We start from the raw sequence: 22,787 nt of genomic DNA on the forward strand, positions 1-22,787 counted from the left end.
CATTGGGAGGTGGAATACCTGTCGGCACCGAATCCGTTTAAATTTGATTCTTAAAATCCAAAGGAACTCAATTCCAGAATCCTCATGAAAAGGATCCCATTTAATCTCCAAAAGGGGTAAAATACCAGGTATTGTTTATATAAAGAAGGGGGAATTCAATGGTGTATTGCTTCTCATCAGTTCCTATGGATACTTTGACCTCAGCATTGGCATAAAGTGCGCTTGTTAAGTCGTAATTTATTGTTTCGGGCCATTTTACTTTTAAAGATTCGTCATTATCCATTACAACTTCATAATCATACAAAAAGCTTTTAATTGTCGACTTCTTTAAAAATTCATTATAAAAAACATCGTCCTCTGAAGCCTGGAAATAGTCAAATCTTTTTTTGTAGTACTCCATAAATTCAGACCAGTTTTCATTGATCTGAATGTAGTCCTTATCAGTAGTAGGCACCTTCATCTTTTGCATTAAGTCCAAAAATGCTTCCTTGCTAATGAAGAGCTCATCCCTTCCATTGTAATCTCTCGATTGTAATACAGACATATACCGATCTAAAAACAATTTCAAGCCAAATTTGTCTTTATCTGATTCCGGCCATTTCTCAATAATTTTTCCTTTTGGATCCCATAAGGAACTGCTCACAACCTCATCATCCAAATAAATTATTTCGGCTTTTTTCTGACCATTTTCGTGCCAGCTTAAAAGCATTCCAATTGGTTTACCCCTGTTGTAAAATGCTTTACTCTCCGTCTGACCATTTTCATGCCATGAAGTATGGGGCCCGTGTAAGTCTCCAAGGTAATAGGTTCCCTCGGATTTCAATTGACCATTCTGATACCATTCTTTATAAGGGCCATCCAATTTTATTCCACCAACCATCTGATCCTCCAAAAGTGATTTTTCAGATAGTTTCTGACCTCCCTTTTGATACCAGGTTGTATAAACACCTTTAGGTCGTCCAAAGACAAAGTTTACTGCCGAATAGAACTCATTCTCATGTATTCGGGAATTCCTGTGATTGAACGTCCCATTTATGGTAATAACTCCCGTAAAGGGTTTACTGTTTCCTTTTCTATGCGGGAGATAATTCGGCCATTCTATTTCAGCAAGGTCCGCCGTGTCTTTAGGCGCAGTGCTTCCCGGAATAAATTTATCCCCATTATGATCCCAGATTATATTGTAATCCTCATTGTTTAACGTTCCCTTTTCCTCCTTCAATGACCCGTCTTCGTACCAATATTGATATTTTCCTGCCTCATAGTCTATGTACATCAGTTTTTGGCCGGCGCTATTATAATTGGTCTGACTAATCTGTTTCCAGGTATCCCCATTCAGGCTATATGTTTGTTCAATTTTCAGATTGTCAACAAAATCCCATGCAGTATAACGCGAAGTGGAACCTTTAACATAGTTGTTGGCTGCCCTGAGAACACCGTTGCTATATCTGCCCACTAATATGCCTGTGAATGGCTCGCCCGAATCCACCCTGTACATTAATTCCCCTTTTAATTCCACCTGTCCTACTTCCAATGTATCTGCAACTGGATCGCGTTGACCTGCTAACAGTAGCGGTAAGATTAGAACTATTGGCAGGATTCTTTTGATCAGTGTGTTTGTCACTCTTTTAAAATTTAGATTGCCTAAATGAATATTTAGTTAAAATAGATAAATCCATTGGATAGCCCGGCTTTTTAAAACTAATAAAATAAGGAATTAAAAATGACTATATAAGGAGCACTACCAAACAATATTAGATGGCATAATTTTTAAAATAGACATTGAAAACAGGAACTCTTTCAATGAGATTCACTTAAAATCGAGCAAAATGATGTTTTGCTAAAGTTTTAGCTAAGTGCCAATCAAAAGAAGCCTTTATGATCAGTTTTATCAAAACAAATGATGGGTTGCATATATAGACTTAAAACAACCCGTAATTAAATTATAAATGCTTGCGGTCAAAAGGGATTTAGCCCTTTATTCCCTGTTCAATAGTCTTATTTTATCGCTATTTTTTTAGTCTTATAATCAATAATAAGCGTGCTATTAGAAAAATAGGCATTGCCCGTTATGCCCCAGATTTTATTTTGTTTGAAAAATCCGGCGATCCTTGGGTCATCAATGTAATAAACCAGCGTAGAGGGCAATGTTTTGTCACCGAACATCACCTTGGTTGTAACTTCGCTACCAAAAACTGATAAATATTCCCCCCAACTATTGACACTCAAAGAATCAGTTATTGCCCCGTCAGATATTTTATCTGCATTATCCTTTGTTGTAAGAAGTGAAAACATGCTTGAGCCGGTGTCAAACATGAGCATTTCTGTGCTGTCATTTATTCTAAGAGGAATATTAATACGGCCATCCTCTAATATAAAGTCCTGGAAGTTCAGGTTTTTATATTCACCCGGAAGCTCATCTGAGAGGCAAATTTGATTTTCAGGATAATTAATTATCAATATTCTGCCCTGAAATAAATCCGGCGCAATGGTTCCAATATGCTTTATTGTACTCGTTTTTACAGAATCCACAGTTAAAGAATCTCCATATCCGGCAAACAGGCCAATGTCTATATTCTCATATTTTACATCTCCCATTTTGAGATGCATGCCTCCCAGCATAACATTTTTCTGGTTTTGTATAGTGAAAGTCTTGGAAGAATCCACTTTCTCTTTTAATGAGGGATAGGTGTCCAAATAGGGTTGAATAGTGTTGCCATAAAATTCTGTCGTCACGGCACCAAGATCCAATTGCATTGTAAACTCATGAGGCAGGCTATCAACTTTTACAGGAATGTTCATGACAATTTTGGGGATATACCGGCCTGATACAGTACCTCCTTCCCAGACAAAATCAAAGCATCTGCGTTGTTGACCAATGGCAAGACCTGAAAGTAACAGGCTTAGAATTATGGATGTAGTAACTTTTCTCATTTTTTATGTATCAGATGCTATATAACAGTGAAATATAGTTAAAACGAAATGTCTAATTTATATCGCTTAATTAAGTAGACCAGTCGATGCCGGGATGGAATATACCGCCAAAGGGGTATAATTACTCTACCTCCTTTTTAAATTTGAATGATTGCTTTTTATTGGTCACAACAATGGTATACAGCCCTTTCGGTAAGGCTAAATAAGCTTTGTTATTCTCGCCTTTCACTTCTAAAATATCAACCGGAACGGCCTGGTTAATATCTTCTCCTTCCTTAAAGGCCATAACCATTAGGGGAAACATTGATTTGAATTCAGTCAAATCAACTTCCGTTTTCAAATTGCCTCCATGAAATAGCCAGCCTGGTCTGTTATCTTCATATTCGGTATTTGGGTGTAATAGGGTCAAATCCGTAAATGCCTCTCCACTTTTAGCCTGAACAGGTTTGTTTTCTGCATCTAACAGTACGATAGATTCTTTAGGATCAAGCGCTTTGACCAAAGGATGCCTGAATTTTGGATCTCCTTTCTCATCATATGAGGTCTGATTAATTGTTAAGGGGTCTATGTTCGTGTATTCTTTAAGTTGCTCTGCCATGGCCTTTCCCCACCATCCGTGTTTTCCTTCATATGCGTGGTCATAACCGCAATGAATTAAAAATTTTTCACCCGGTTTCGACCTTATTACTTCCTCAATATATCTTGCTTGTTCAATTTCACGCTCTGTATTATTTACATCGGATGTCTGTTCATAGGGGAATACATTATATCCTATCTCCAAGGCGTCCCTGACGAGGTTTCCAAATTGTGGTTCACTAATGTACATCCCTGTGGAAGTAATTGGATATTCCCTTTCAGACAGCAGTGAATCTTTATCGGTACCGTTAAGCAAAGCTTCGAGCCCTATATTCTTATATCCTAACTCGAATAAATCTTTTAGCAACGACTTTGTAAAGAACCGATGAAATGAATTATGGTGTGCTTCATTTATAATGATTATTTGCTCATTTTTTGCTCTTTCAAGGATATAATCATGTGCCGGAACTTTCCTGTATAACTTATTGATAGAGTCAATCTCCGATTCTGTGTAATTGAGTTCTCTGCCCCCCATGGCCATATCCCATTGCATTAAGGCATTTTTATGATCGCCTTTAGTGGCATAATCAACGGCGCTAACCTGATACTTCCACCCAGTAGTATCATTTTTAACCCATTCTTCAATCTCAGATGATAATTTATAATTGGTGGTAAAATCAATTTCCTCCGGCTCTCTTTTTTCTTCCCCACAAGAGCTTAGAAAAATGATAATGGACAGCAAACAAATCGGTTTCAAGTGTAAAGTCATAGATTTTATTTGAATTTTATAAAAAGCTCCTGCAATAATAATGATTAAATAAAATTCAGGGGTATACCAGCTACCTCAATCATGGGGAAACAAGAAAAAACATGCTTTATAGAAAACAAATCATAGACTGGCCAGCAGGCAGGGGGAGGTGAAGTGTTTGTAGTCGCCTAATTTCTAGAAGTCTAGTATTTAATATTCAGGTAAACAAACAGCTATTGGTCCCTGGTAATGATAATTTGACCCGAATGAATATGGCGAATCTTCTCGTTGTCATCTGGAAATAACGAAATATTATGAAACGAGACGGGTATGCTGCGTGAATAGGACATGTCCGGTCCATCTGTCAGGTGAAAATGCAAATGGGGTTCCGTACTATTACCGCTATGGCCCAATTCAGCTATTTGTTCTCCTCTGCTGACCAAGTCTCCTGGCTGAACTTTCAAACTGCCTTTCTTCAAGTGCAGATAATAGGAATATTCGCCTCCCTCATGCTCAATAATGATGTGGTTGCCCAGCACATTTTCAAAACCTTTGGAGAGTAATTCCTGTTGATATATTGCTAATCGGGTCAGATATTCCTCGTTGGTTTCATCGGGCTGCTTCAGGTTTTGGTCAGATTCGCCTGCGTCGTCTTTTACGGATACTACTTTCCCATCACCAATGGAATAAATCGGGGCTCCATAGGCGTAATAATCCGAAAGTTTACTTCCTTCTCCTTTATATGTTTTTCCATTTGCTCCAATTTGCACAAAATCAAAAGCAAACTCCTGAATACCAGCCCATCTATGATGGCTTATCAAGGATGGGGCCGCCGCAGCAACCCATGTCCCTTTAAGTGGAAGATGGTATTCGTTCTTTGATGTATGATTAACCACCAACAAAGATTCTTCCTGGGTAACCGTTTTTCCGTTATTGTCATTGGCCCTTACCACAACTTGTATCGAATCTGGGAGGGTTTGAAACAGAAGGGAACGATGGGTGATAACCAAAGCCTCATTCACCGATAAGGTGGTGCCACCGGAAAACTTAACACCATTCAAATATTTACTGGTCTGGAATTGGAAATCATATAACCGAAAAATCCCTTGATCCTGATAGACCTTAAATTTCGCTGCCGATTGGGCCATATGGCTTTTGGGAACCACTACTTTTTGTATATCAATCCCATCCTTCAGCGCTGATATTTCTACGTCCTTAATGGTCAGACTGTCTGAACCCGCGTTAATAAGGGCAATATTTTGAATAACGGCACTATATAATTCTCCCGGTGTTCCTATGCCCTGGGTTTCATAGACGTATACTTGGTCGCCGGGCTGAAACTTGATCTGGATCAATTCCTGAGAATTGGCCAGAGTAGTCACAAGTATTAGGAAGCCAACAACCAGTATTGTTTTCGTTGTTGAATGTATCATTTCTATTTATTGACGTTATTAGCTCTTGGCTATGGTTTGTATGCATGTTTCCTTTTATAAATATAAGGCTATATACGAACGAATTCGTCTTCAGTCAACAGCTACTCATTTCTTAGATTCAAAAATACCTGGGCCGTTGTAATTACGTCTAGCTCACAGTATTTTATTATGCGGTCCATATCCTTCTCACCATAATATACCGATCGGATTTACTTCCGCCCAGATCCTGTTTAGGCAAGGGGATGTCCAGTATATGGGCCAGGAGGCGGCGGGAAGTAAAATGCTTGTAGTCCCCGAATTTCCAGAGGTTTGATATTTAGTATTGAAATGTTAGAATTCCAATTTAACGGCACTTTGATCATAAAGTATAAAGGATTGAAATTCATCCTTTTCTGAAAACGTGACCTCCACTCCTGTATTTTGATGAATAAAGTTCAGTTCATCCCCGCGAATTGGCGTAAGCTCATATTCATCTCCATTCGGGAAAATAAGAGAAATGAATTTGTATTCTTCATCGAACCTGATGGACAGCGGAATTTGATTGTTCCACATGTATTTACCAGCTAATCCCTTCAGAATATCAGAGCTTACCTTATCACGATAAACATTTACTTGTTTAAAATGTTGCCATCCGTATATCTGAGAGGCAGACAAAAGGAGTTCGCTGCCCAGTAATCCTCCATTATCTGAATTGGTCAAATAAACTAAACCATTTCCTCTCGTAAGGCTTATTGTCATTCCTGTCCTGTAGCCTACATTGCCCCCGTAGTGGGTGATAGAAATATCTTCTTCAGATCGGTTCACGATAAATCCATATATATGACCATCTCGTTCGTGGCTAAGTATTGACTTTATATCGTCCTGTGAAAAGATTGAGCTTTTTCCCTGATATGCTTTATAAATCTCAATTAGAAATTTCGCCATGTCTGTAGCGTTGCTCCATAGGCCTGCTGCAGCTTGTTCAGGATGATTTCGCCAGCCCCCTTCTACAACTTCACCTGAGAATGTATACCCTTTAGCCACCCGATTGGAATCCGAAGCAGGGAAAGGTTGTGTAAACTCAGAATAGTTCATTCCGGCAGGTTCAAGAATCCATTTTTGCATGATGTTCGCGAACTCATCATTATATATATTCTGAAGTGCCAGTTCGGCTAATGTGTAAGCACCACCCGAATATGCCAGAGCTTCATTAGGCCTTGTCACTATTGCTATAGCTGGTGTATTTACGCTATCATGACCGAGTAAAATATCGAGGTCTGACGGCATTGGAAGGCCTCTATCGTACCCCTGATATCCTCCGGGATTTATTCCTGAAGTGTGTGAGAAGATGTTTCGAAATGTTACTGGATTTTCGGCTGTTTGTTTCCCTTCAGGTAGTTTAAAGTCATTCAGGTATTCCTGGATATTTTTATCCAGTTCAATTTGACCGGCAGCATACATGCGTAATGCTGCCAGAAAAGTGACGGGTTTAGACAGAGATGCTGCCTGAAAAACACTTGTGCTGTCCAGTTTTTGTTCTTCTGAAAAATTCGAGTTTTGATAAGTTTCTGACCATTCAATTTCACCCTGACTTATAACAGCAAGAGATAGAGCAGGGATTTTATAGGTTACCATTTTGTCAGTTATTGAACTATAAGGTTCCGACTCTTCCAAAAATTTGACCTTCCCACGAATTCCGTTCTCCAGTAGTATTCTTCTATTCTCTTTTTCATTGGAGACTGAACTGCAGGCTGCAATGAAGGCAAATATCAAAAAGTGAAGAATTAATTTGTTCGCCAGTAACTTCATATAGTTTAATTCTTTAATCAGGTTTTATGAGTTCCAATATTATATTTAGGGCTTTGTCAGTTCCATTAAAATAATCTGTTGATGACATATTTACAGGAATATGTGGCGCAATCCATTTGCGATTATCCTCTGCTTTAGAAGTCTGATGAAATTGGGTAGAAATTAAACCCATTAATCCGGAATATGGTAGCCGAAACCATCCCGCTTCTCCAATATGATTGGGCTTTGAACCACTGGGTTCACCAACCAGAATTGGGCTGGTGTTTTTTGTAATATCTGTCAATAGATTTTGTCCGGCCGAAAAGGTTTCGCGTCCCATCAACACAAAAATTCTCCCATCCGGGTTCATTACTTCAAAATTTATAATGGTTTTAAGCATTGGAGGTAATATAGAACCGTTGCCACCGTGATTGTGTCTCAGATCTAAAATAAAGTTTTGAATCTTATTCTGAGTTATTTGACCGCGAACCTCTGTATTGAGTTCTTTTAATGACTGCCCTTCTTTTTGTGTGACCACGTTAAACTGAAGGTAGATAGTATTGTGCTCTGGTAGTAATTGATACCAATAAGGGTCATCAATTTTAGATAAGAACAAGGGTTGCTCAATGTCTTTTAGCGTTGGCATTTTTGGAAACCCTGTAAAATTCCACTTAACAGTGTTCAAAGTTACTTTTTGACTTTTTCCTATGTCTTTACTCAAAGTGAGTGTAACGTCATCGCTGTTTTCAGTAATTCCTAATTCTTTTAGAACATCAGGTAAGGTCAAATAATATGGGCCTAACCATAATGTTTGCATACTGTTGTCTCTGGCATTAACTGCATTTGTCAATTGAAGCGCTACTTCAACAGGGGTACTATCAAAGGATTCTACTTTATAGCCAATCCATTGTTCAAAGCCTTCTTCAGCATCAACAATAAAAAGACCGTCATAAAATTGATAAAACTGAACAGGAAGTTTTTTTAGGGCGGCATTGATTGGAGATGTTGGAATGATCAAGTTATGTCCATTGCCTAAACTGCCAATGATCCTCATTATTTTTACTATAATCTGAGTGTCAGATAGTGAGGCTAAATGCGATCTTAGTTTTACAAATTCATCAGTTAATCTCTTTTTGCTTAGGACATGATTTGGATTATAATGTAGCTCATTGATTCGTTTTTCTAAATAAGTGATATCTCTGGTCCAGGCTTCCTCTCTTGTGATGTTTTCTTGAGTATCAATCCCAAATAATTCTTTAAAATCCTTATCCTCACTAAAGCTTTTGAAAGCATCATCACCTATTAGAAATGGTTTTTCGTCATAGCGCGATGCAAATCCTTTTTGCAGCCATAAAAGGGCGTTACTCTTGTCGCCATCTTCGGCATATGCTTTGGCAATTTTTATCATTATGTCGTTTGAAGGTGCAGAACCCGTTGGAATTCCGGTTAAAATGGTTCCCCCCAGGTCAAGGGCTTTCTTCAGAGCATTGATAGCATTTTGATATTGTTCGATCTGGTAATAAGAAAGTCCTAATAGGTAAAACAGATCACCATCATTTTGATAAACTTTTGTAAGATGCTCCAAAATGGGTAATGATTCCTGCCATTTTTCATTTTTGACTAAACCGATCGCTTCGTTTCTCTGATGGAAATACCTAATAGCATTTTCTGTTTGAGTTTCTTTTGTTTGAGAAGAGACATTGGAAGAATTAACAAAGACCAAAAGGAAGACACTTAAGGTTGTAATTGATTTTTTCAACTTGAAATTTTTAAAATTGATTATGTTATAGTAGACGAAAAAAAATCAATAAAGGTTGCCTGTCCATTTAATTGTGTTTTACACGCTTAAAAACTTAATTTTTTGACATATTTTTCAGATCGTCTTTAGCTTTTGTTACGGCATCTTCCAGATTCACTCCGTTTGTTAAAGATATCGCGAGATCCTTTGCCACCCGAGGATCTATTTCTATATCGGGACTCACTCCCTGGCCTTCGATTCTGCCTATTCGAAAAGAATAATAATCGGCAATAGGAATTGATAATTGCATATCCATTGGCAGATCGTACATCTTTTGTGAAAGTACTTCCCCGCCAGTGGTTTCTCCTATAAGCGATACATTCTCTATATTGGCCAAGCCATCGGATGTTAACTCGGCCGCGCTAAAGGCGTTATCACTGATCAAAACATACACCTGCCCATCGAAACGTGGAGACATCGGCTGGATTTGGAGCCGGGTAAGCGGATTCTCTTGTGCGTCATTCCAGAAAGTTTGAATAGACCATCCCTGCCATGGTGTGAGGCCTAGGGTATTCTCCTTAATTGGAGGGTTTGAGTTGCTGTTCCACCATTTCTGTGAAACAAATACTCCTATTTCCAGTGGATCCGAGATCAGATGGGCTATAAGTGGGATCCCGGCAAAAGTTCCCCCATCGTTATTTCTCAGGTCTACAATGAGATATTCAATGTCCCTCTTGTCAATCTCTTTATAGGCGTCTTCCACCCTTTCTTTCGTATCCACACCCATCATCGTATTTACCGTCAAAATAGCCGTATTCTCCATCCATTCCAACGAAACGCTTTGATCGCCCACTCTTAGGGTATCGATGTATTTTGCTATTTCCTGAGCTGGCTGATTCATTTTATCCAGACGCACATGCGAGAAAGGACCATTTTGCCATAGCAAATTATACTCCCTGATAAACTCTTCTTTAGTTTGAGCAGTTTCTGCAAGGTTTTTCACCTCTTTTTCTAATTGCAGGTATTTATCTGTGGTTAACTCTTTGGGGTTATAATGAAAAGTGTTCATTAAAACAGAAATACTATCCGTTACTTTTATTAAGTCTGCGTTTAGAGGCTTAAGTGGTTTTTCCGGAGATTTGTCCTTACAGGCATTAACTGCTGCAAAAATGAAAACTACAAGGAGTAGTTTAATCTTTGTGTAATTGGCACTCATAATCTTATGTTTTTATTTTATCCAGCATTTGTTTGGCATTGGTGTGATAACAATCTTATTATAAGAATGGCTTGACATCTTTTTATGGCTTCGATCTTATTTTCATTCGCAAGAAACCCATCGGCAAGGCTATACCAAAAAAAACAAAGCTTAAGCTAAAAGGTTTCTCATTTAAGGTTTATAGAGCCCTTTAGTTCTAATGCTGACTATCCAACCATTGTTTGTAGGGACCCTTTAATCGTTCTAAAATGGAATCACATAGGGGGCCTAATGTTTGCTTGATTTCCGCCATCGATTTGCCAAACTCCATCACCTCAGGTTTCGATATATCAGTAGAGGGAATTGAAATCAGGAAAACCAGTATTAAGGATGCCGATAATTTTATAATGTTCATTGTTTTATGGGAATTGAGATGTTTAGGATTAAATGTTATACCTGACGATATTACGATTAAAGAAGTTTGAAACGGGCTTTGACATTCATGCCCTTCCTATGATAAAAGACGAGGAGTTGTACGATGTGTTACACCGTATTTCCTGCACTCTCTACAGGGTGAAAGATGGATAACACCGGCTGGCTGAGTGCCTCTAAACATAGACGATATCGCCTTCCCCCAACAACCCCTCATTCCGCAGCCGTAAAAAAATATGTGCAACCGTAATCACATACTGATCACAGTATTTGATGATGCGTTCCAGGTCTTTCTCCTCATAATATACCGATCGTATTTTGCTGCCGTCCAGGTCTTGTTTAGGCGAGGGAATGTCCAGTATATGGGCGAGTAGGCATAAGGAAGTGAAGTGCTTATAGTCCCCGAATTTCCAGAAGTATAATTTTTAAACACTAACTATGAAGCGTATCCTTTCTATACTGCTCTTGATTCAGCAACAGTCAAAATAAACGCTCGTTATAATGCCGATTATTTATTGTTGTGAGCTTTTTAATTCCTCCAATAAATCACGAAGGGTTACCTTTTCAGTATAAATTTTATTCTTAAAATCGGGATCGTATTTTTCCAGTATCATTGACATGTTAAAGCCAAGAGGATACCAGTATCTATCCTTGGTTATGTTATAATTTAAGCTGTCTGTTGAAACCTTATAGCCCTTAAACCTGTCTATAATATTCTTTTTATCTTTTTCAGTCAAAAAAGAGGTTTCTGGTTTGTTTTCCGCTAAGTATCGTCTGGTGAACGAGTCAAAATAGCGTGCGTTTCCTTCAATGGTGTTTTCATAATCTTCAGCTGCTCGAATATTTACATCGTATTCTCGTTTAATTCTTTCAATCCGTATGTCACGTAAAGAGTCAAATTGCTTTAGATTCTGATTTAAGTCTGCTCCGTCAATCCAAATTGCTTTTAGTACATCATTTTCCTTTTTCACACTTTCTTTGTACCATTCGAGATCTCCACGGTATGAACCAAGAAATTCATCTGGTCCACCAGGTATAGAAGTAGCTCTGGCAAGTGCAAACATTTTTGGTTTTGACCATTGGTAGCCGTGGAACAGCTCATGAATCACCATCAAAGACCAATCCTCCAGGTCATTCACGCTTGCTTCAGGGAACTTTTTAGAGAGTTCATAACTTTGAAAATATAAAATCGGCTGCTTGTAGTGAAGCTTAGTACTGTCCATCGCTACACTTGTCTCAAATTTGAAAGAAGTGGTTTCATTATAGCTATCGGGTAGTTGGATGACTTTTACCTCGTTGAAATTTCCAACCTCTTGATAATCGAAATTATTAAGAATATGTTCGTTCGGGTTAAGTACGAAGGTGTTTTCCCTAGTATAATATACAATGGGTTGATGAAAATCCTGCTTCGCGAAATCAGGCCAATATTTTTGAGCAGTTTCATTTTTGATGTTTATTAAATAGCTTAAATGTCTGAAATAGCTTTGGTCCATTAAGGATTTATCCTCCTCTATATTTTTTTTAGTGTCTGCACAAGACAGCGTAGCGAGTAAGATGGTTGTAAATAGAATTTTCTTCATAATGTATTATTGCACCCGACAAAGGGATATAATTATTGACTACTTTATCCCTCAATGTTAAAGGAAGTATTTAAACACCTCTAAATATAAACAATTTGCTCCTCCGTCAATAACTCCTCATTCCGAAACCGCAGTAAAACCTGGGCCGTGGTGAGCACATCCAGCTCACAATACTTAATAATGCGGTCCAGGTCCTTCTCTTCATAATATACCGATCGGATTTTACTCCCATCTAAATCCTGTTTGGGGGAGGGAACGCCCAATATATGGGCCAGCAGGCGCAGGGAGGTAAAGTGTTTGTAGTCCCCAAATTTCCAAAGTTCCATGGTATCCAGGTGGGGGACCTCCCATGGTTTTTTACCAAATAAAGCCAATTTGGAAGGGACGGTAATCCCATTGATGATCATCCGCCGGGCCAGGTAAGGAAAATCGAATTCCTTCCCATTATGCGCACACAATAAATTAGAAGGATGGCTGAAATGAGATTCCAGCAATTCTATAAAATCGCGGAGCAGGCCTTCTTCCGATCCGGAAAACGTCCGGATCCTGAATTCCCTTTTCCCTTTTCGATTGGCAAAAAAGCCCACCGAGATGCAGATAATTTTTCCAAATTCCGCGAAGATTCCGGCCCGTTCATAAAATTCTTCCGGGCTGTATTCGTCTTTGCGCTGAAATTGAGTTTTCAGTGCCCATAACGCCCTGGCCTCATCAGAAAGCTCATCGAAGGCAGCAGCCTGAGGCACCGTTTCGATGTCCAGAAACAGAATGTTTTCCAGGCGTATTTTGTGGAGCATATTCCTCATTTAGTTTAAAAATGAATATTCGAAGTGCAACTTCAAAGCAGGCACCTTTTGCGCCTTTTCTTCATTTAACTGGTTTTATAAACCAATCATCCCGGCACAGACCACCCGGTCTGCCAGCCATTTGGTATGGGGCATACAGAATTTTGATTAATCCCGATAAGCCGTCACTTGTTCGGATAAAATACGTAAAAAAGTGTTTATGCAGGTACTTTGCAAGCGGTAACAAACCACCCGGTCGGTGGTGACTAAAAAAGGCTTTGCTGTGGATTGGCGCTTTCGTGGTTCAACAGCCATTTTTTTCGATAAATGCCCCCGGCATAGCCTGTTAATTCCCCGTCAGAACCAATTACCCTATGACAGGGAATTACTACCCATAAGGGGTTTTTAGCATTGGCGCCGGCCACTGCCCGGATAGCCTTCGGGTCTCCCAGTTGCTTTGAGAGTTCCATGTAGGAAAGTGTTTTACCGTAGGGAATATCCAGCAGGGCAGCCCATACTTTTTGCTGAAAGGGAGTTCCCTCCGGATCCAGTTTTAGCTGAAATTCGGTTCGTTTCCCTTCGAAATATTCCTGTAACTGCGTATATGCCACTTTCAGAGTATCGGGAACACTTTGTTGGGCTATGCTGCGGTCTGTTACGGTGATCGACTTCAGGCCATTAGGGCCACCTTTCAAAATAGCGGTTCCCAGTGGCGTTTCAAGACAGGCCTCTTCCATCTTATTCAATAATCCCGGTTCTTTTGGCACGGTCTTCCCATTTTTTGCGGGCCAGCAACTGCAGGTCTTCAACATTATCGCTCTCGTCCATGATCTCCAGGCCCAACAGTGTTTCAATAACATCTTCCATGGTTACCAGGCCACTTACCGAGCCGTATTCATCTACTACCAGGGCAATGTGTTCCCGTTTCTGGATCAGGGTATCAAAAAGCTGTGGGATGGGCGTAGTCCTCCGGGTCACCAGGATATCCCGTTTGATCTCGGAGAGCGGGAGGCTCCCATTTTCGTTGATCAGTTCCTCCAGCACGTTGTCTTTGAGCACAAATCCGGTGATAATATCCACCCGTTCCCCATAGACCGGTATCCGTGAAAAGCGCAACTTTGGGTTTAATTCAAAAAATTTGGAAATAGTCTGGCTTTCCGGGGCTATTTTCATGACTGCCCGGGGGGTCATAATATCCTTTACGCGGATATTGTCAAACTGCAACAGGTTTTTTATGACCTTGGATTCCGATTCTTCAAAAACACCTTCTTCATGCGCAATATCGGCCATGGCCGTAAAATCTTCCCGGCTCAGTACACTTCCCTGATGAGACTTTCCAATCAGGCGGGTAAAAAGCTGTAATACCCATAACAGGCCGGTTACCCGTAAACTCCAAACTAAAATATTCAGTACTACCGTGGATATTCCAGCCAATTGTTTCCAATAGGTCGCCCCAATGGTTTTTGGAATGATCTCTGAGGCCACGAGTATCAGGATGGTCATCAGGGTGGAGACCACTCCTACCATAAGGTCTTCCGTAAAAGGGATCCCCAACAGGCTCCTTTGGGTCTGACCGTAAATCTCGGCATAGGCAACCTTCGCCTGTACCCCCACAAGGATAGCCCCTACGGTATGTGCTATGGTATTCAGGGTAAGGATGGCAATGAGCGGTTTATCCACATCCTTCTTTAGTTCCTCCAGGGTAACGGCAAAACCTTTGCCCTCTTTCTTGTTTACATTGATAAAGGTTGGGGTAACACTAAGCAAGACCGCTTCCAGAATGGAACACAAAAAAGAAAAAAAGATGGAAAGTATGGCGTAGAAAACTAACAGCCCCATAATACGATAATATGGTGTCTAAGATACAATAAAATCAAAGTATTCCTTTAGCCCAGTAACTTTGCCGCTTCCCTGGCAAAGTATGTGGCAATAAGATCAGCTCCTGCCCTTTTGATAGACAACAGTTGCTCCATCATTACGGCTTCTTCATCCAGCCAACCCTTTGCAGCAGCCGCTTTCAGCATGGCGTATTCCCCGGAAACCTGGTATACTGCAATAGGTACATCAAAAGCCTCACGTAAATCCCTGACTATGTCCAGGTAGCAGAGGCCAGGCTTAACCATTACGATATCGGCCCCTTCTTCTATATCCAAAGTGGTTTCCCTTATCGCTTCCAAACGGTTGCCGGGATCCATCTGATAGGTCTTTTTGTCATTCGGGATATCTTTTTCTGCCACCGGTGCGGAATCCAGCGCACTTCTGAAAGGGCCGTAAAAGCTGCTGGCGTATTTGGCACTATAGCTCATAATCCCCGTATCGGTGAATCCCCCTGTATCCAGAGCTTGCCTGATCACACCTACTCTTCCATCCATCATATCGCTGGGGGCTACCAGATCAGCCCCTGCCTGAGCATGGGAAAGGCTCATTTCCCCCAAAACTGCTGTAGTTGCATCATTCAGGATTTTGCCATTCGCCACAATGCCATCATGGCCATAGCTGGAATAGGGGTCTAATGCCACATCAGTCATGACCAGCATTTGAGGACAAGCTTCCTTTACGGTTTTTATGGCCCTTTGCATTAAGCCATCCGGGTTCAGGGCTTCTTTGCCGGAATTATCCTTAAGGGAATCTTCCACTTTTACAAATAGCAAAACCGCCTTTAACCCCATGCCCCACAATTGCTTTACCTCGCCTTTTAAAACGTCCAGGCTCATGCGGAAATATCCCGGCATGGCTCCAATTTCTTCCTTTATTCCGGTACCCTCTACAATAAATAGGGGCACTATAAAATCATTCGGGCTCAAAGCAGTCTCCCGCACTAAATCCCTGATGGCCGGGTTATTGCGAAGTCTGCGATTTCGGATAGATGGATACATAATTGTAAATTTAATGGGGCAGATAAATCTCTGCGGTCATATAAGTAATAGCCTGGCCTGCGATTCGCACGCGATCTCCATGGAACTCACACTTGAGTTCCCCTCCGCGGGCAGAAAGCTGCCTGGCGCTGAGTTTATTTTTTTGGAGCTTTTTGGCCCAATACGGGATCAGCAGGGTATGGGCAGAACCGGTTACCGGGTCTTCCGGAATACCGCATTGAGGGGCAAAGAAACGAGACACAAAGTCATCTGTGTCCCCGGGGGCGGTGGCGATAACCCCCCGGGCCGGAATCTGATTGAGCTTTGTAAAATCTACCTGCAGGCTTCGGATCTGCTGCTCGCTTTCATAAATAAGCATATAATCTGTCAGGCCCTTATACAATTCTAACGGTGGTAAGCCCATGGTTTTAAACAGTCCGCTGGGTTCTGAAACAGGGGTTGGCGTGTCCGTGGGGAAATCGAGTATCAGCCAGGATCCCTGCTTATGTGCTTCGAGGGTTCCACTTTCCCGGCTTTCGAATATAATAGGGGAAACCGTATCGGGCCTTGTGGTGTAAATAACATGGGCTGTAGCCAGGGTAGCATGCCCGCAAAGGGCAACCTCGGTCTCAGGGGTGAACCACCGGATGGCAAATCCATCCCCGGAGGGAATAGCAAAGGCCGTTTCCGCCAGATTGTTCTCAGCCGCAATGTCCTGCATCAACTCTTCCGGCAACCATTCGTCCAAAAGGCATACTGCTGCCGGGTTTCCGTGGAAGAGTTCTGAAGTGAAAGCGTCTACCTGGAATAGTTTCTGTGTCCTCATATAAGTTCAGTCAATTCCCAATTTACGATTTATTCTGTCGGCTTCTTTTACCCACTTTTTCGGAGCCTCAATACGATAACCCAAATAAAATTCAATAAAATGAATCCGGTCATCTTCTCGAATTCCAGCATTATCCCTTTGCTCTATAAAATTATAACTAAGATTAACACCGCTAAAAAAACGCTCAGAATTATATCCTGTCGAGAAACGAAACTGACTGTTGAAAATAAAACTTGAGGAGTATTCTGATGCGTCTTTGCCAAACTCAATACCAAACCCTGTTGTGTTTCCTACTCCAATAATAAAGTGTCGTCCTATAACCCAATTGTAATAGTATCCCGGGCCCGCTGAAATATCCCATTTGTTTTCTTCACTTTCCGCAATTTCATCTCTCAGAAGAAAGCGAGTATAGTAAATCTGCAGGCTGGGAATAAAACTTCCTGCACTTTGCTTTTGCCACTCATTCTGGAATCCCACGGCACGGAAAGAAAAATTTGGATTTAAAATATAGGAAGTATTTCCGCCGATCTTCAAGCTTTTAATGCCCGGCAAATAGGTGCGAAAATCAGGAGCATCAAAAAAAAATCCCTCCTGTTTGTAAAAATCAATGGTTTGCATCCATTGTCCCAGAAACATTCGGAAATTCAAATTAAATAGTTTGGGATCTGCAACTTCATATCGCTCATTCAGAAATCCGGGGGCAAATCCATAATCGATTTCCAGGGATCGAAATAAAATAGTGAACCCAAGGTAATTTCTAATTCCCGGGTTGAGCTTTAATGTTAAATCCTGATTTGGGTCTCTGTAAAAAAAGCTATTCCCTGTGTTGACTATACTGGTCCGGAAAGTAATCTTATTGGGAAATGATTGAATATAGTCACCACTAGTTATCGGCAAGCTGTCCCACTGACCGTAAACTGTTGCAAGAGGAATAGTGAGGCCCATTTTAAAAAGTGCTTTCAAGCCCATTCCCTTGGGTTTTTCAAAACATCTACCAATTCAGCCTCCGGGCTTCCCGCTTCGGGCGTATGGTTGTATTTCCACTGTACCTGCGGGGGCAGGCTCATCAGGATACTCTCAATACGGCCCCCGGTCTTCAAGCCAAATAGTGTCCCTTTATCATGTACCAGGTTGAACTCCACATAACGCCCCCGGCGAATCTGCTGCCAGTCTAATTGTTGCTCAGTGTAGGGAAGTTCTTTTCGTCGATTTACAATAGGAAGGTAGGCATTAAGGAATGAATCTCCCACCTCTGTTACGAAATCATACCAGTTATCCATACTGAAGGAATCTGTTGCCCGGCAATAGTCAAAAAACAGGCCTCCTACTCCCCGAGCTTCTGCCCGGTGATGGTTCCAGAAATATTCATCGCACTTTTTCTTGTATTCCGGGTAGAATTCTGGATGGTGCTTATCGCAGGCCTGCTTGCAAACCTGGTGAAAGTGAAGGGCGTCCTCCTCAAAGAGGTAATAAGGGGTCAGGTCCTGTCCGCCCCCGAACCATTGGTCCACAACCTTGCCTTCGGCATCGTACATCTCAAAGTACCGCCAATTGGCATGTACGGTAGGTGCCATCGGGCTCCTGGGATGCAATACCAGGCTCAGACCACAGGCGTAAAAGTCTACCTTTCCAACCTTAAAGTAGGCCTGCATACTTTCGGGCAAAGGGCCGTGTACTGCGGAAATATTTACCCCTCCTTTTTCGAAAACGGCTCCGTCCTCAATTACCCGGGTACGTCCCCCGCCACCTGCCTCGCGTTGCCACAGATCTTCTTTAAAACGGGCTTTCCCGTCTGCCGCTTCCAGGGCAGAACAGATCTGATCCTGTAACTGTTGTATGTACTGATAGAACTTATCCTTCATGATATTCCTTTACAGCCCGGATAAAAGCTCCTGCATTTTCAACTGGGATATTCGGGAGAATTCCATGGCCCAGGTTAACAATATAACGATCGGTACCAAATTCTTCAATCATCTTATGCACCATTCTGCGAATGGTTGCAGGGGGCGAAAGCAATCGAGCCGGGTCAAAATTGCCCTGCAGCGTAATCTTCCCTCCGCTCAATTTTCGGGCAACCTGCGGGCTGCAGGTCCAGTCTACCCCGAGGGCAGACGCCCCACTGGCGGCCATTTTGTCCAGGGCAAACCAACAGCCCTTACCAAAGACAATAACCGGGGCCATCGTCTTTAACGCATCTATGATTTGCTGTATATACTGCCAGGAAAATTCCTGATAATCCTCAGGAGAGAGCATCCCTCCCCAGGAATCAAATATTTGTACCGCATGTACCCCAGTAGCCACTTTAGCTTTTAAATAGGCGATTGTGGTATCGGTAATTTTTTGAAGCAATTGGTGGGCAGCTTCAGGTTGTGTAAAGCAGAATGCCTTGGCCTGGTCAAAGGTCTTGCTGCCTTGCCCCTGTACGCAATAGCATAAAATGGTCCAGGGAGATCCGGCAAACCCGATCAGGGGAACCTGCCCCTGCAGTTTTTCCCTGGTCATTTTAATGGCCTCCATTACATATCCCAGGGTAGAATCGATATCGGGGACAATCACGCTGTCAAGGTCGGATGCCTTGCGAATAGGATTAGGTAACCAGGGGCCTACCCCGGCTTTCATTTCAACCTCAATATTCATTGCCTGTGGAATAACGAGGATGTCACTGAAGAGGATGGCGGCATCCGGCTGAAACCTCCTGATGGGCTGAACCGTTATTTCAGAGGCCAGTTCCGGGGTCCTGCAACGGGTGAAAAAGTCGTATTTCTGCTTTATTTCCATAAACTCAGGAAGGTATCGCCCAGCCTGTCGCATCATCCAGACAGGTGGCCGGGCCACAGATTCCCCCTTTAGGGCACGTAAAAACAAATCATTCTGAAGATTTTCACTCATGGATGTCAGTTGTATTTTTCGAAAAAAACTGTATTGCCAGTTCCACCAAAGCCATTGCTTCGGGTTGTTTAGCAATTTTAATCTTATCGGTATATTTCTTGGCCTCCCCGGCAGTAGTTGACCCTATACAAAGGGCCCAGGCATCGCCAAGCTCATTTCCTTCCAGAAAACTTTGCACCCCGCTTGGGCTGAAAAACAGAATCCCGTCGAATGGATTTTCAAAGCTCTGTTTTCTGAAATTGGTTTTATAAACGATACGTTCCTCCAGAGGGATGCCGGCTGCCTTTAATTCACTTGGCAAGGTGTCCAGTCTGCGATCACTGCAATAATAAATAAAAGACTCTTCGGTATATTTTTCTATGATCAGCTTGGCAAGTCGGCCTGCATCCGCCTCTTGCGCAACCACCCGCTGCCCGTGCTTTTTTAATAATCCTGCTGTTTTCTTCCCCACGCAAAAACAATCGAGTACTATTTCAGCTGGTTTATTTGTTGGATTACCAAAGCAAGCCTTTACGGCATTGCGACTGGTAAAAATAGCCGGAAGGCTTTCCGTGCGAACCGGAATATATTCAAACTCCAGGGCTTCGTATTGCTGCAGGTAAAATCCTGCCTTCTTCAGGAGCGCTTCCATCTTCGGATCCAGGATTTTGGTTGACAGGATTCGTTTCACCGGACCATATCTTTTCGGATAGCTTTCATCAATGCTTCCCCGCCATTGTGCAATATTTCCTGTGCGCAGCTCTTTCCAAAGCCCTCAGCAGTATTTCTGTCAGTCTCCTTGTCAATCAAAATAGCCTCGCTGCCATCCAGTGCAAACAGGCCCGCACGCAAACGGAGCTGATCATTGGAAATACTGGCCAGCGCCCCAATTGGAGCCGTACACCCGCCTTCCAGTTCACGCAAAAACTCCCGCTCCACAGAAGTGCAAAGTGCACTATCAGTATGATTTAGAGGTAAAACAGCCTTCTTGCAAAGCGTATCGTCGGAGCGAACCACTACCACCATGGCTCCTTGCGCCGGTGCGGGTAGCATCCAATGCAGGGAGTGGTGGTTCCGCGGCAAAAGATTAATGCGCTCCAGACCAGCAGCTGCAAAAATGGCCGCATTCCAGTTTTCGTCCTGCAATTTCTGTAAACGGGTATTGACATTTCCCCTCAGGTCTACTATTTCATGCTGTGGATACCTCCGCAACCATTGGGCTTTCCTTCTGAGGCTGCCGGTTGCCACAACCCCTTCTGAATTTAAAAAGTCGGTTCCTTTATGCACCAGAATGTCCATTGGATTTGCTCTGACTAAGACAGCGGCTTGTTCCAACCCTTCCGGAAGCATGGTGGGCACATCTTTCAAAGAATGCACTGCAAGGTCTATTTCACCTTTTAGAAGGGCCACATCCAGGGTTTTGGTGAAAATTCCGGTAACCCCCAGCTCGTATAACGGTTTGTCCAGCACCAGGTCCCCGGTTGCCTTAACCGGAACCAGTTCACAGGTATACCCCAGGGATTCCAGCCCTTTGCGAACGGTTATCGCCTGCCATAGTGCAAGTTCACTATCGCGAGTACCTATCCTTAAAAGCTTTTTCATGGGGTTTTAATTTCGAGGCTGAATACCCGCTGTATAAGCTCCAGGCACTCATCGGTGTCGTTGTCAGGGTCTTTCAGATGACTGGCAACCTGCCGCGTAATTTTTTGGATGATCCGGTCCGAAACCACATCTGCATGGCTGTGGTCGAAGCCATTGTGTTTCTTTGACTGAAAATCCAGTTCCTCTTCTTTGAGTGTTTGCAGTTTTTCCTTCAGGGCACGAATGGTGGGGGCAAATCTTCTGCTTTCCAACCATTGATTGAAATCATCCTGCACCTCAGCCAGTATCCTCTCGGCCTCAGGTATATGTTTTTTTCGCTCCTCCAAAGTGTTATCTGTTATTCTGGAAAGCTGGTCCAAATGCACCAGGGTCAGTTCAGGCCTTTCGCTTAGTGTCGAAACCACATTCATGGGAATTGACAAGTCCAGGATCCACATCTTTCTGCCTTTAGGGATCAAATCCGGGGTGATGGTTGGATTATTAGCCCCCGTTGCTACGATCAGTACATCCGTCCGGGAAATTTCCTCCCCGAGTTGCTCGTACGGCCGAACATTCAGCTTAAATTTTCCGGCAACAGATTCTGCCTTGGCCTGGCTCCGATTAACCAGGGTAATATGTGGGTTTCGGGTATGCTTGATCAGGTTTTCACAGGTATTCCTGCCTATTTTCCCCGTTCCGAATAACAGAATGTTCTTTTCTTCTATGTTGGGAACACGGGCAAGTAAGTATTGAACGGAAGCGAAAGCCACAGAGGTGGCGCCTGAAGATATACCCGTTTCATTTTTAATCCGTTTGCTGGCTTGTATTATCGCATTGGTTAGCCTTTCCAGAAAGGGGTTTGCAATTCCTTTATCCCTGGAAAGGGCGAATGCTTTTTTAAGCTGGCTGATGATTTCAAAATCTCCTAAAATCTGGCTGTCCAGCCCGGCTCCAACCCGGAACAAGTGGGATATCGCATCATGATTCTGGAAAACGTAGCCGACCTTTTCAAAATCTTCCTCCGTCCCTCTGGAATGTTTGCAAAGCAGGCGGATAAGGTGTTGAGGGGCAGCCGCAAAACCGTGAAGTTCTGTTCGGTTGCAGGTGCTGCAAACCAGCAATCCATCTATGCCTTCCTCCAGGGCCTGCTCCAGAAGCCTCTCAGTACTCTGAGGATCCAGCGCAAAGGTCCCGCGAATTTCGGCATCAGCTTTCTGGTAGGAAAGCCCAACTGTAATAAACCGATGGTGTCTGGAAATATGGTACTTCTTCATATATCGCTTAAGCCGCACAAAAATAACGGGAATAGATTTTTAAATATAACGCCAGAAGTTCTATAAATGCCGTTCGGCGTATAAAATAGTCATAAAGGGTCTCATTTGAACAAATTCCTTACTTTTACCCAAAATCAAAGGGCTGAATGTCGCTCTATTTAGAAAGATTCTAAATAGATTATTGCAAAATCCTCATTATTA

20 protein-coding genes and 2 pseudogenes are annotated in these 22,787 nt (G+C 42.3%); 1 reads left to right on the forward strand and 21 read right to left on the reverse strand.

The genetic code is table 11. The features are described from left to right. Positions 1 to 100 precede the first annotated feature (100 nt). The 8 genes and pseudogenes from ACT6NV_RS05455 to ACT6NV_RS05490 form a co-directional block, all read right to left on the reverse strand. Entirely contained in the window at positions 101 to 1,621 is a 1,521-nt protein-coding gene (locus tag ACT6NV_RS05455; protein WP_445386248.1) for a toxin-antitoxin system YwqK family antitoxin, read from the reverse strand. 374 nt (positions 1,622 to 1,995) lie between these two features. Then, positions 1,996 to 2,931 carry a hypothetical protein gene (locus ACT6NV_RS05460; protein ID WP_445386249.1) on the reverse strand — a complete coding sequence of 312 codons (936 nt, stop codon included), beginning with the start codon at positions 2,929 to 2,931 and terminating at the stop codon, positions 1,996 to 1,998. Positions 2,932 to 3,052: 121 nt separating this feature from the next. Next, positions 3,053 to 4,249: a hypothetical protein gene (locus ACT6NV_RS05465; RefSeq protein ID WP_445386250.1), complete on the reverse strand. Its 1,197-nt coding sequence runs from the start codon at positions 4,247 to 4,249 to the stop codon at positions 3,053 to 3,055. Between the two features lie 239 nt (positions 4,250 to 4,488). After that, positions 4,489 to 5,688, reverse strand: a complete 1,200-nt coding sequence (locus ACT6NV_RS05470) for a M23 family metallopeptidase (RefSeq protein ID WP_445386251.1) — start codon at positions 5,686 to 5,688, stop codon at positions 4,489 to 4,491. A 101-nt stretch (positions 5,689 to 5,789) separates the two neighbouring features. After that, positions 5,790 to 5,995: pseudogene (locus ACT6NV_RS05475) on the reverse strand (3'-5' exonuclease); the annotation flags it as partial. Between the two features lie 23 nt (positions 5,996 to 6,018). Continuing rightward, positions 6,019 to 7,476 carry a serine hydrolase domain-containing protein gene (locus ACT6NV_RS05480; protein WP_445386252.1) on the reverse strand — a complete coding sequence of 486 codons (1,458 nt, stop codon included), beginning with the start codon at positions 7,474 to 7,476 and terminating at the stop codon, positions 6,019 to 6,021. Positions 7,477 to 7,489: 13 nt separating this feature from the next. Continuing rightward, positions 7,490 to 9,214 (reverse strand): hypothetical protein, encoded by a 1,725-nt coding sequence (locus ACT6NV_RS05485; RefSeq protein ID WP_445386253.1) that lies wholly within the window; start codon positions 9,212 to 9,214, stop codon positions 7,490 to 7,492. A gap of 94 nt (positions 9,215 to 9,308) precedes the next feature. Beyond that, on the reverse strand, positions 9,309 to 10,409 hold the full coding sequence (locus ACT6NV_RS05490) for a S41 family peptidase (protein WP_445386254.1): 1,101 nt from the start codon (positions 10,407 to 10,409) through the stop codon (positions 9,309 to 9,311). A gap of 248 nt (positions 10,410 to 10,657) precedes the next feature. Between ACT6NV_RS05490 and ACT6NV_RS05495 the strand changes: the two genes are divergently transcribed. Then, positions 10,658 to 10,873 (forward strand): hypothetical protein, encoded by a 216-nt coding sequence (locus tag ACT6NV_RS05495; RefSeq protein ID WP_445386255.1) that lies wholly within the window; start codon positions 10,658 to 10,660, stop codon positions 10,871 to 10,873. Positions 10,874 to 10,996: 123 nt separating this feature from the next. On the opposite strand, the pseudogene ACT6NV_RS05500 reads toward ACT6NV_RS05495, so the two are convergent. From ACT6NV_RS05500 to hemA, 13 genes and pseudogenes are all read right to left on the reverse strand, one after another. Next, positions 10,997 to 11,203, reverse strand: a pseudogene (locus ACT6NV_RS05500) (3'-5' exonuclease); the annotation flags it as partial. A 129-nt stretch (positions 11,204 to 11,332) separates the two neighbouring features. Further along, positions 11,333 to 12,400 (reverse strand): hypothetical protein, encoded by a 1,068-nt coding sequence (locus tag ACT6NV_RS05505; RefSeq protein WP_445386256.1) that lies wholly within the window; start codon positions 12,398 to 12,400, stop codon positions 11,333 to 11,335. 80 nt (positions 12,401 to 12,480) lie between these two features. After that, complete coding sequence (locus ACT6NV_RS05510) at positions 12,481 to 13,194, reverse strand: 3'-5' exonuclease (protein WP_445386257.1); 714 nt, start codon at positions 13,192 to 13,194, stop codon at positions 12,481 to 12,483. A gap of 254 nt (positions 13,195 to 13,448) precedes the next feature. After that, positions 13,449 to 13,919, reverse strand: a complete 471-nt coding sequence (locus ACT6NV_RS05515; protein WP_445386672.1) for a methylated-DNA--[protein]-cysteine S-methyltransferase — start codon at positions 13,917 to 13,919, stop codon at positions 13,449 to 13,451. A gap of 1 nt (position 13,920) precedes the next feature. Further along, positions 13,921 to 15,021, reverse strand: a complete 1,101-nt coding sequence (locus tag ACT6NV_RS05520) for a CNNM domain-containing protein (protein ID WP_445386258.1) — start codon at positions 15,019 to 15,021, stop codon at positions 13,921 to 13,923. 47 nt (positions 15,022 to 15,068) lie between these two features. Next, positions 15,069 to 16,058 (reverse strand): porphobilinogen synthase, encoded by a 990-nt coding sequence (gene hemB / locus ACT6NV_RS05525; RefSeq protein WP_445386259.1) that lies wholly within the window; start codon positions 16,056 to 16,058, stop codon positions 15,069 to 15,071. Positions 16,059 to 16,068: 10 nt separating this feature from the next. Next, a complete protein-coding gene (locus ACT6NV_RS05530; protein ID WP_445386260.1) occupies positions 16,069 to 16,863 on the reverse strand; it encodes a PhzF family phenazine biosynthesis protein in 795 nt (264 codons plus the stop codon). Between the two features lie 6 nt (positions 16,864 to 16,869). Further along, positions 16,870 to 17,832 (reverse strand): DUF4421 family protein, encoded by a 963-nt coding sequence (locus tag ACT6NV_RS05535; RefSeq protein ID WP_445386261.1) that lies wholly within the window; start codon positions 17,830 to 17,832, stop codon positions 16,870 to 16,872. Beyond that, positions 17,823 to 18,725, reverse strand: a complete 903-nt coding sequence (gene hemF, locus ACT6NV_RS05540) for an oxygen-dependent coproporphyrinogen oxidase (protein ID WP_445386262.1) — start codon at positions 18,723 to 18,725, stop codon at positions 17,823 to 17,825. Before hemF ends, ACT6NV_RS05535 begins: the two co-directional genes overlap by 10 nt. Further along, positions 18,715 to 19,752: a uroporphyrinogen decarboxylase gene (gene hemE / locus ACT6NV_RS05545; RefSeq protein ID WP_445386263.1), complete on the reverse strand. Its 1,038-nt coding sequence runs from the start codon at positions 19,750 to 19,752 to the stop codon at positions 18,715 to 18,717. Before hemE ends, hemF begins: the two co-directional genes overlap by 11 nt. Beyond that, complete coding sequence (locus ACT6NV_RS05550; protein WP_445386264.1) at positions 19,745 to 20,422, reverse strand: uroporphyrinogen-III synthase; 678 nt, start codon at positions 20,420 to 20,422, stop codon at positions 19,745 to 19,747. Before ACT6NV_RS05550 ends, hemE begins: the two co-directional genes overlap by 8 nt. Beyond that, positions 20,419 to 21,333, reverse strand: a complete 915-nt coding sequence (hemC, locus tag ACT6NV_RS05555; RefSeq protein ID WP_445386265.1) for a hydroxymethylbilane synthase — start codon at positions 21,331 to 21,333, stop codon at positions 20,419 to 20,421. The genes ACT6NV_RS05550 and hemC overlap by 4 nt, the downstream gene beginning before the upstream one ends. Then, positions 21,330 to 22,586: a glutamyl-tRNA reductase gene (hemA, locus tag ACT6NV_RS05560; RefSeq protein ID WP_445386266.1), complete on the reverse strand. Its 1,257-nt coding sequence runs from the start codon at positions 22,584 to 22,586 to the stop codon at positions 21,330 to 21,332. The genes hemC and hemA overlap by 4 nt, the downstream gene beginning before the upstream one ends. Between the last annotated feature and the right edge of the window lie 201 nt (positions 22,587 to 22,787).

The organism is Robiginitalea insularis (genome assembly GCF_052497835.1).

Coding starts and splice junctions, on each gene's coding strand:
- ACT6NV_RS05490 (WP_445386254.1), bottom strand. CDS start 10,409: ATGAGTGCCAATTACACAAAGATTAAACTACTCCTTGTAGTTTTCATT.
- hemE (WP_445386263.1), bottom strand. CDS start 19,752: ATGAGTGAAAATCTTCAGAATGATTTGTTTTTACGTGCCCTAAAGGGG.
- ACT6NV_RS05510 (WP_445386257.1), bottom strand. CDS start 13,194: ATGCTCCACAAAATACGCCTGGAAAACATTCTGTTTCTGGACATCGAA.
- ACT6NV_RS05495 (WP_445386255.1), top strand. CDS start 10,658: ATGGAATCACATAGGGGGCCTAATGTTTGCTTGATTTCCGCCATCGAT.
- ACT6NV_RS05520 (WP_445386258.1), bottom strand. CDS start 15,021: ATGGGGCTGTTAGTTTTCTACGCCATACTTTCCATCTTTTTTTCTTTT.
- ACT6NV_RS05515 (WP_445386672.1), bottom strand. CDS start 13,919: ATGGAAGAGGCCTGTCTTGAAACGCCACTGGGAACCGCTATTTTGAAA.
- ACT6NV_RS05470 (WP_445386251.1), bottom strand. CDS start 5,688: ATGATACATTCAACAACGAAAACAATACTGGTTGTTGGCTTCCTAATA.
- ACT6NV_RS05535 (WP_445386261.1), bottom strand. CDS start 17,832: ATGGGCTTGAAAGCACTTTTTAAAATGGGCCTCACTATTCCTCTTGCA.
- ACT6NV_RS05460 (WP_445386249.1), bottom strand. CDS start 2,931: ATGAGAAAAGTTACTACATCCATAATTCTAAGCCTGTTACTTTCAGGT.
- hemC (WP_445386265.1), bottom strand. CDS start 21,333: ATGAAAAAGCTTTTAAGGATAGGTACTCGCGATAGTGAACTTGCACTA.
- hemB (WP_445386259.1), bottom strand. CDS start 16,058: ATGTATCCATCTATCCGAAATCGCAGACTTCGCAATAACCCGGCCATC.
- hemF (WP_445386262.1), bottom strand. CDS start 18,725: ATGAAGGATAAGTTCTATCAGTACATACAACAGTTACAGGATCAGATC.
- ACT6NV_RS05530 (WP_445386260.1), bottom strand. CDS start 16,863: ATGAGGACACAGAAACTATTCCAGGTAGACGCTTTCACTTCAGAACTC.
- ACT6NV_RS05480 (WP_445386252.1), bottom strand. CDS start 7,476: ATGAAGTTACTGGCGAACAAATTAATTCTTCACTTTTTGATATTTGCC.
- ACT6NV_RS05505 (WP_445386256.1), bottom strand. CDS start 12,400: ATGAAGAAAATTCTATTTACAACCATCTTACTCGCTACGCTGTCTTGT.
- hemA (WP_445386266.1), bottom strand. CDS start 22,586: ATGAAGAAGTACCATATTTCCAGACACCATCGGTTTATTACAGTTGGG.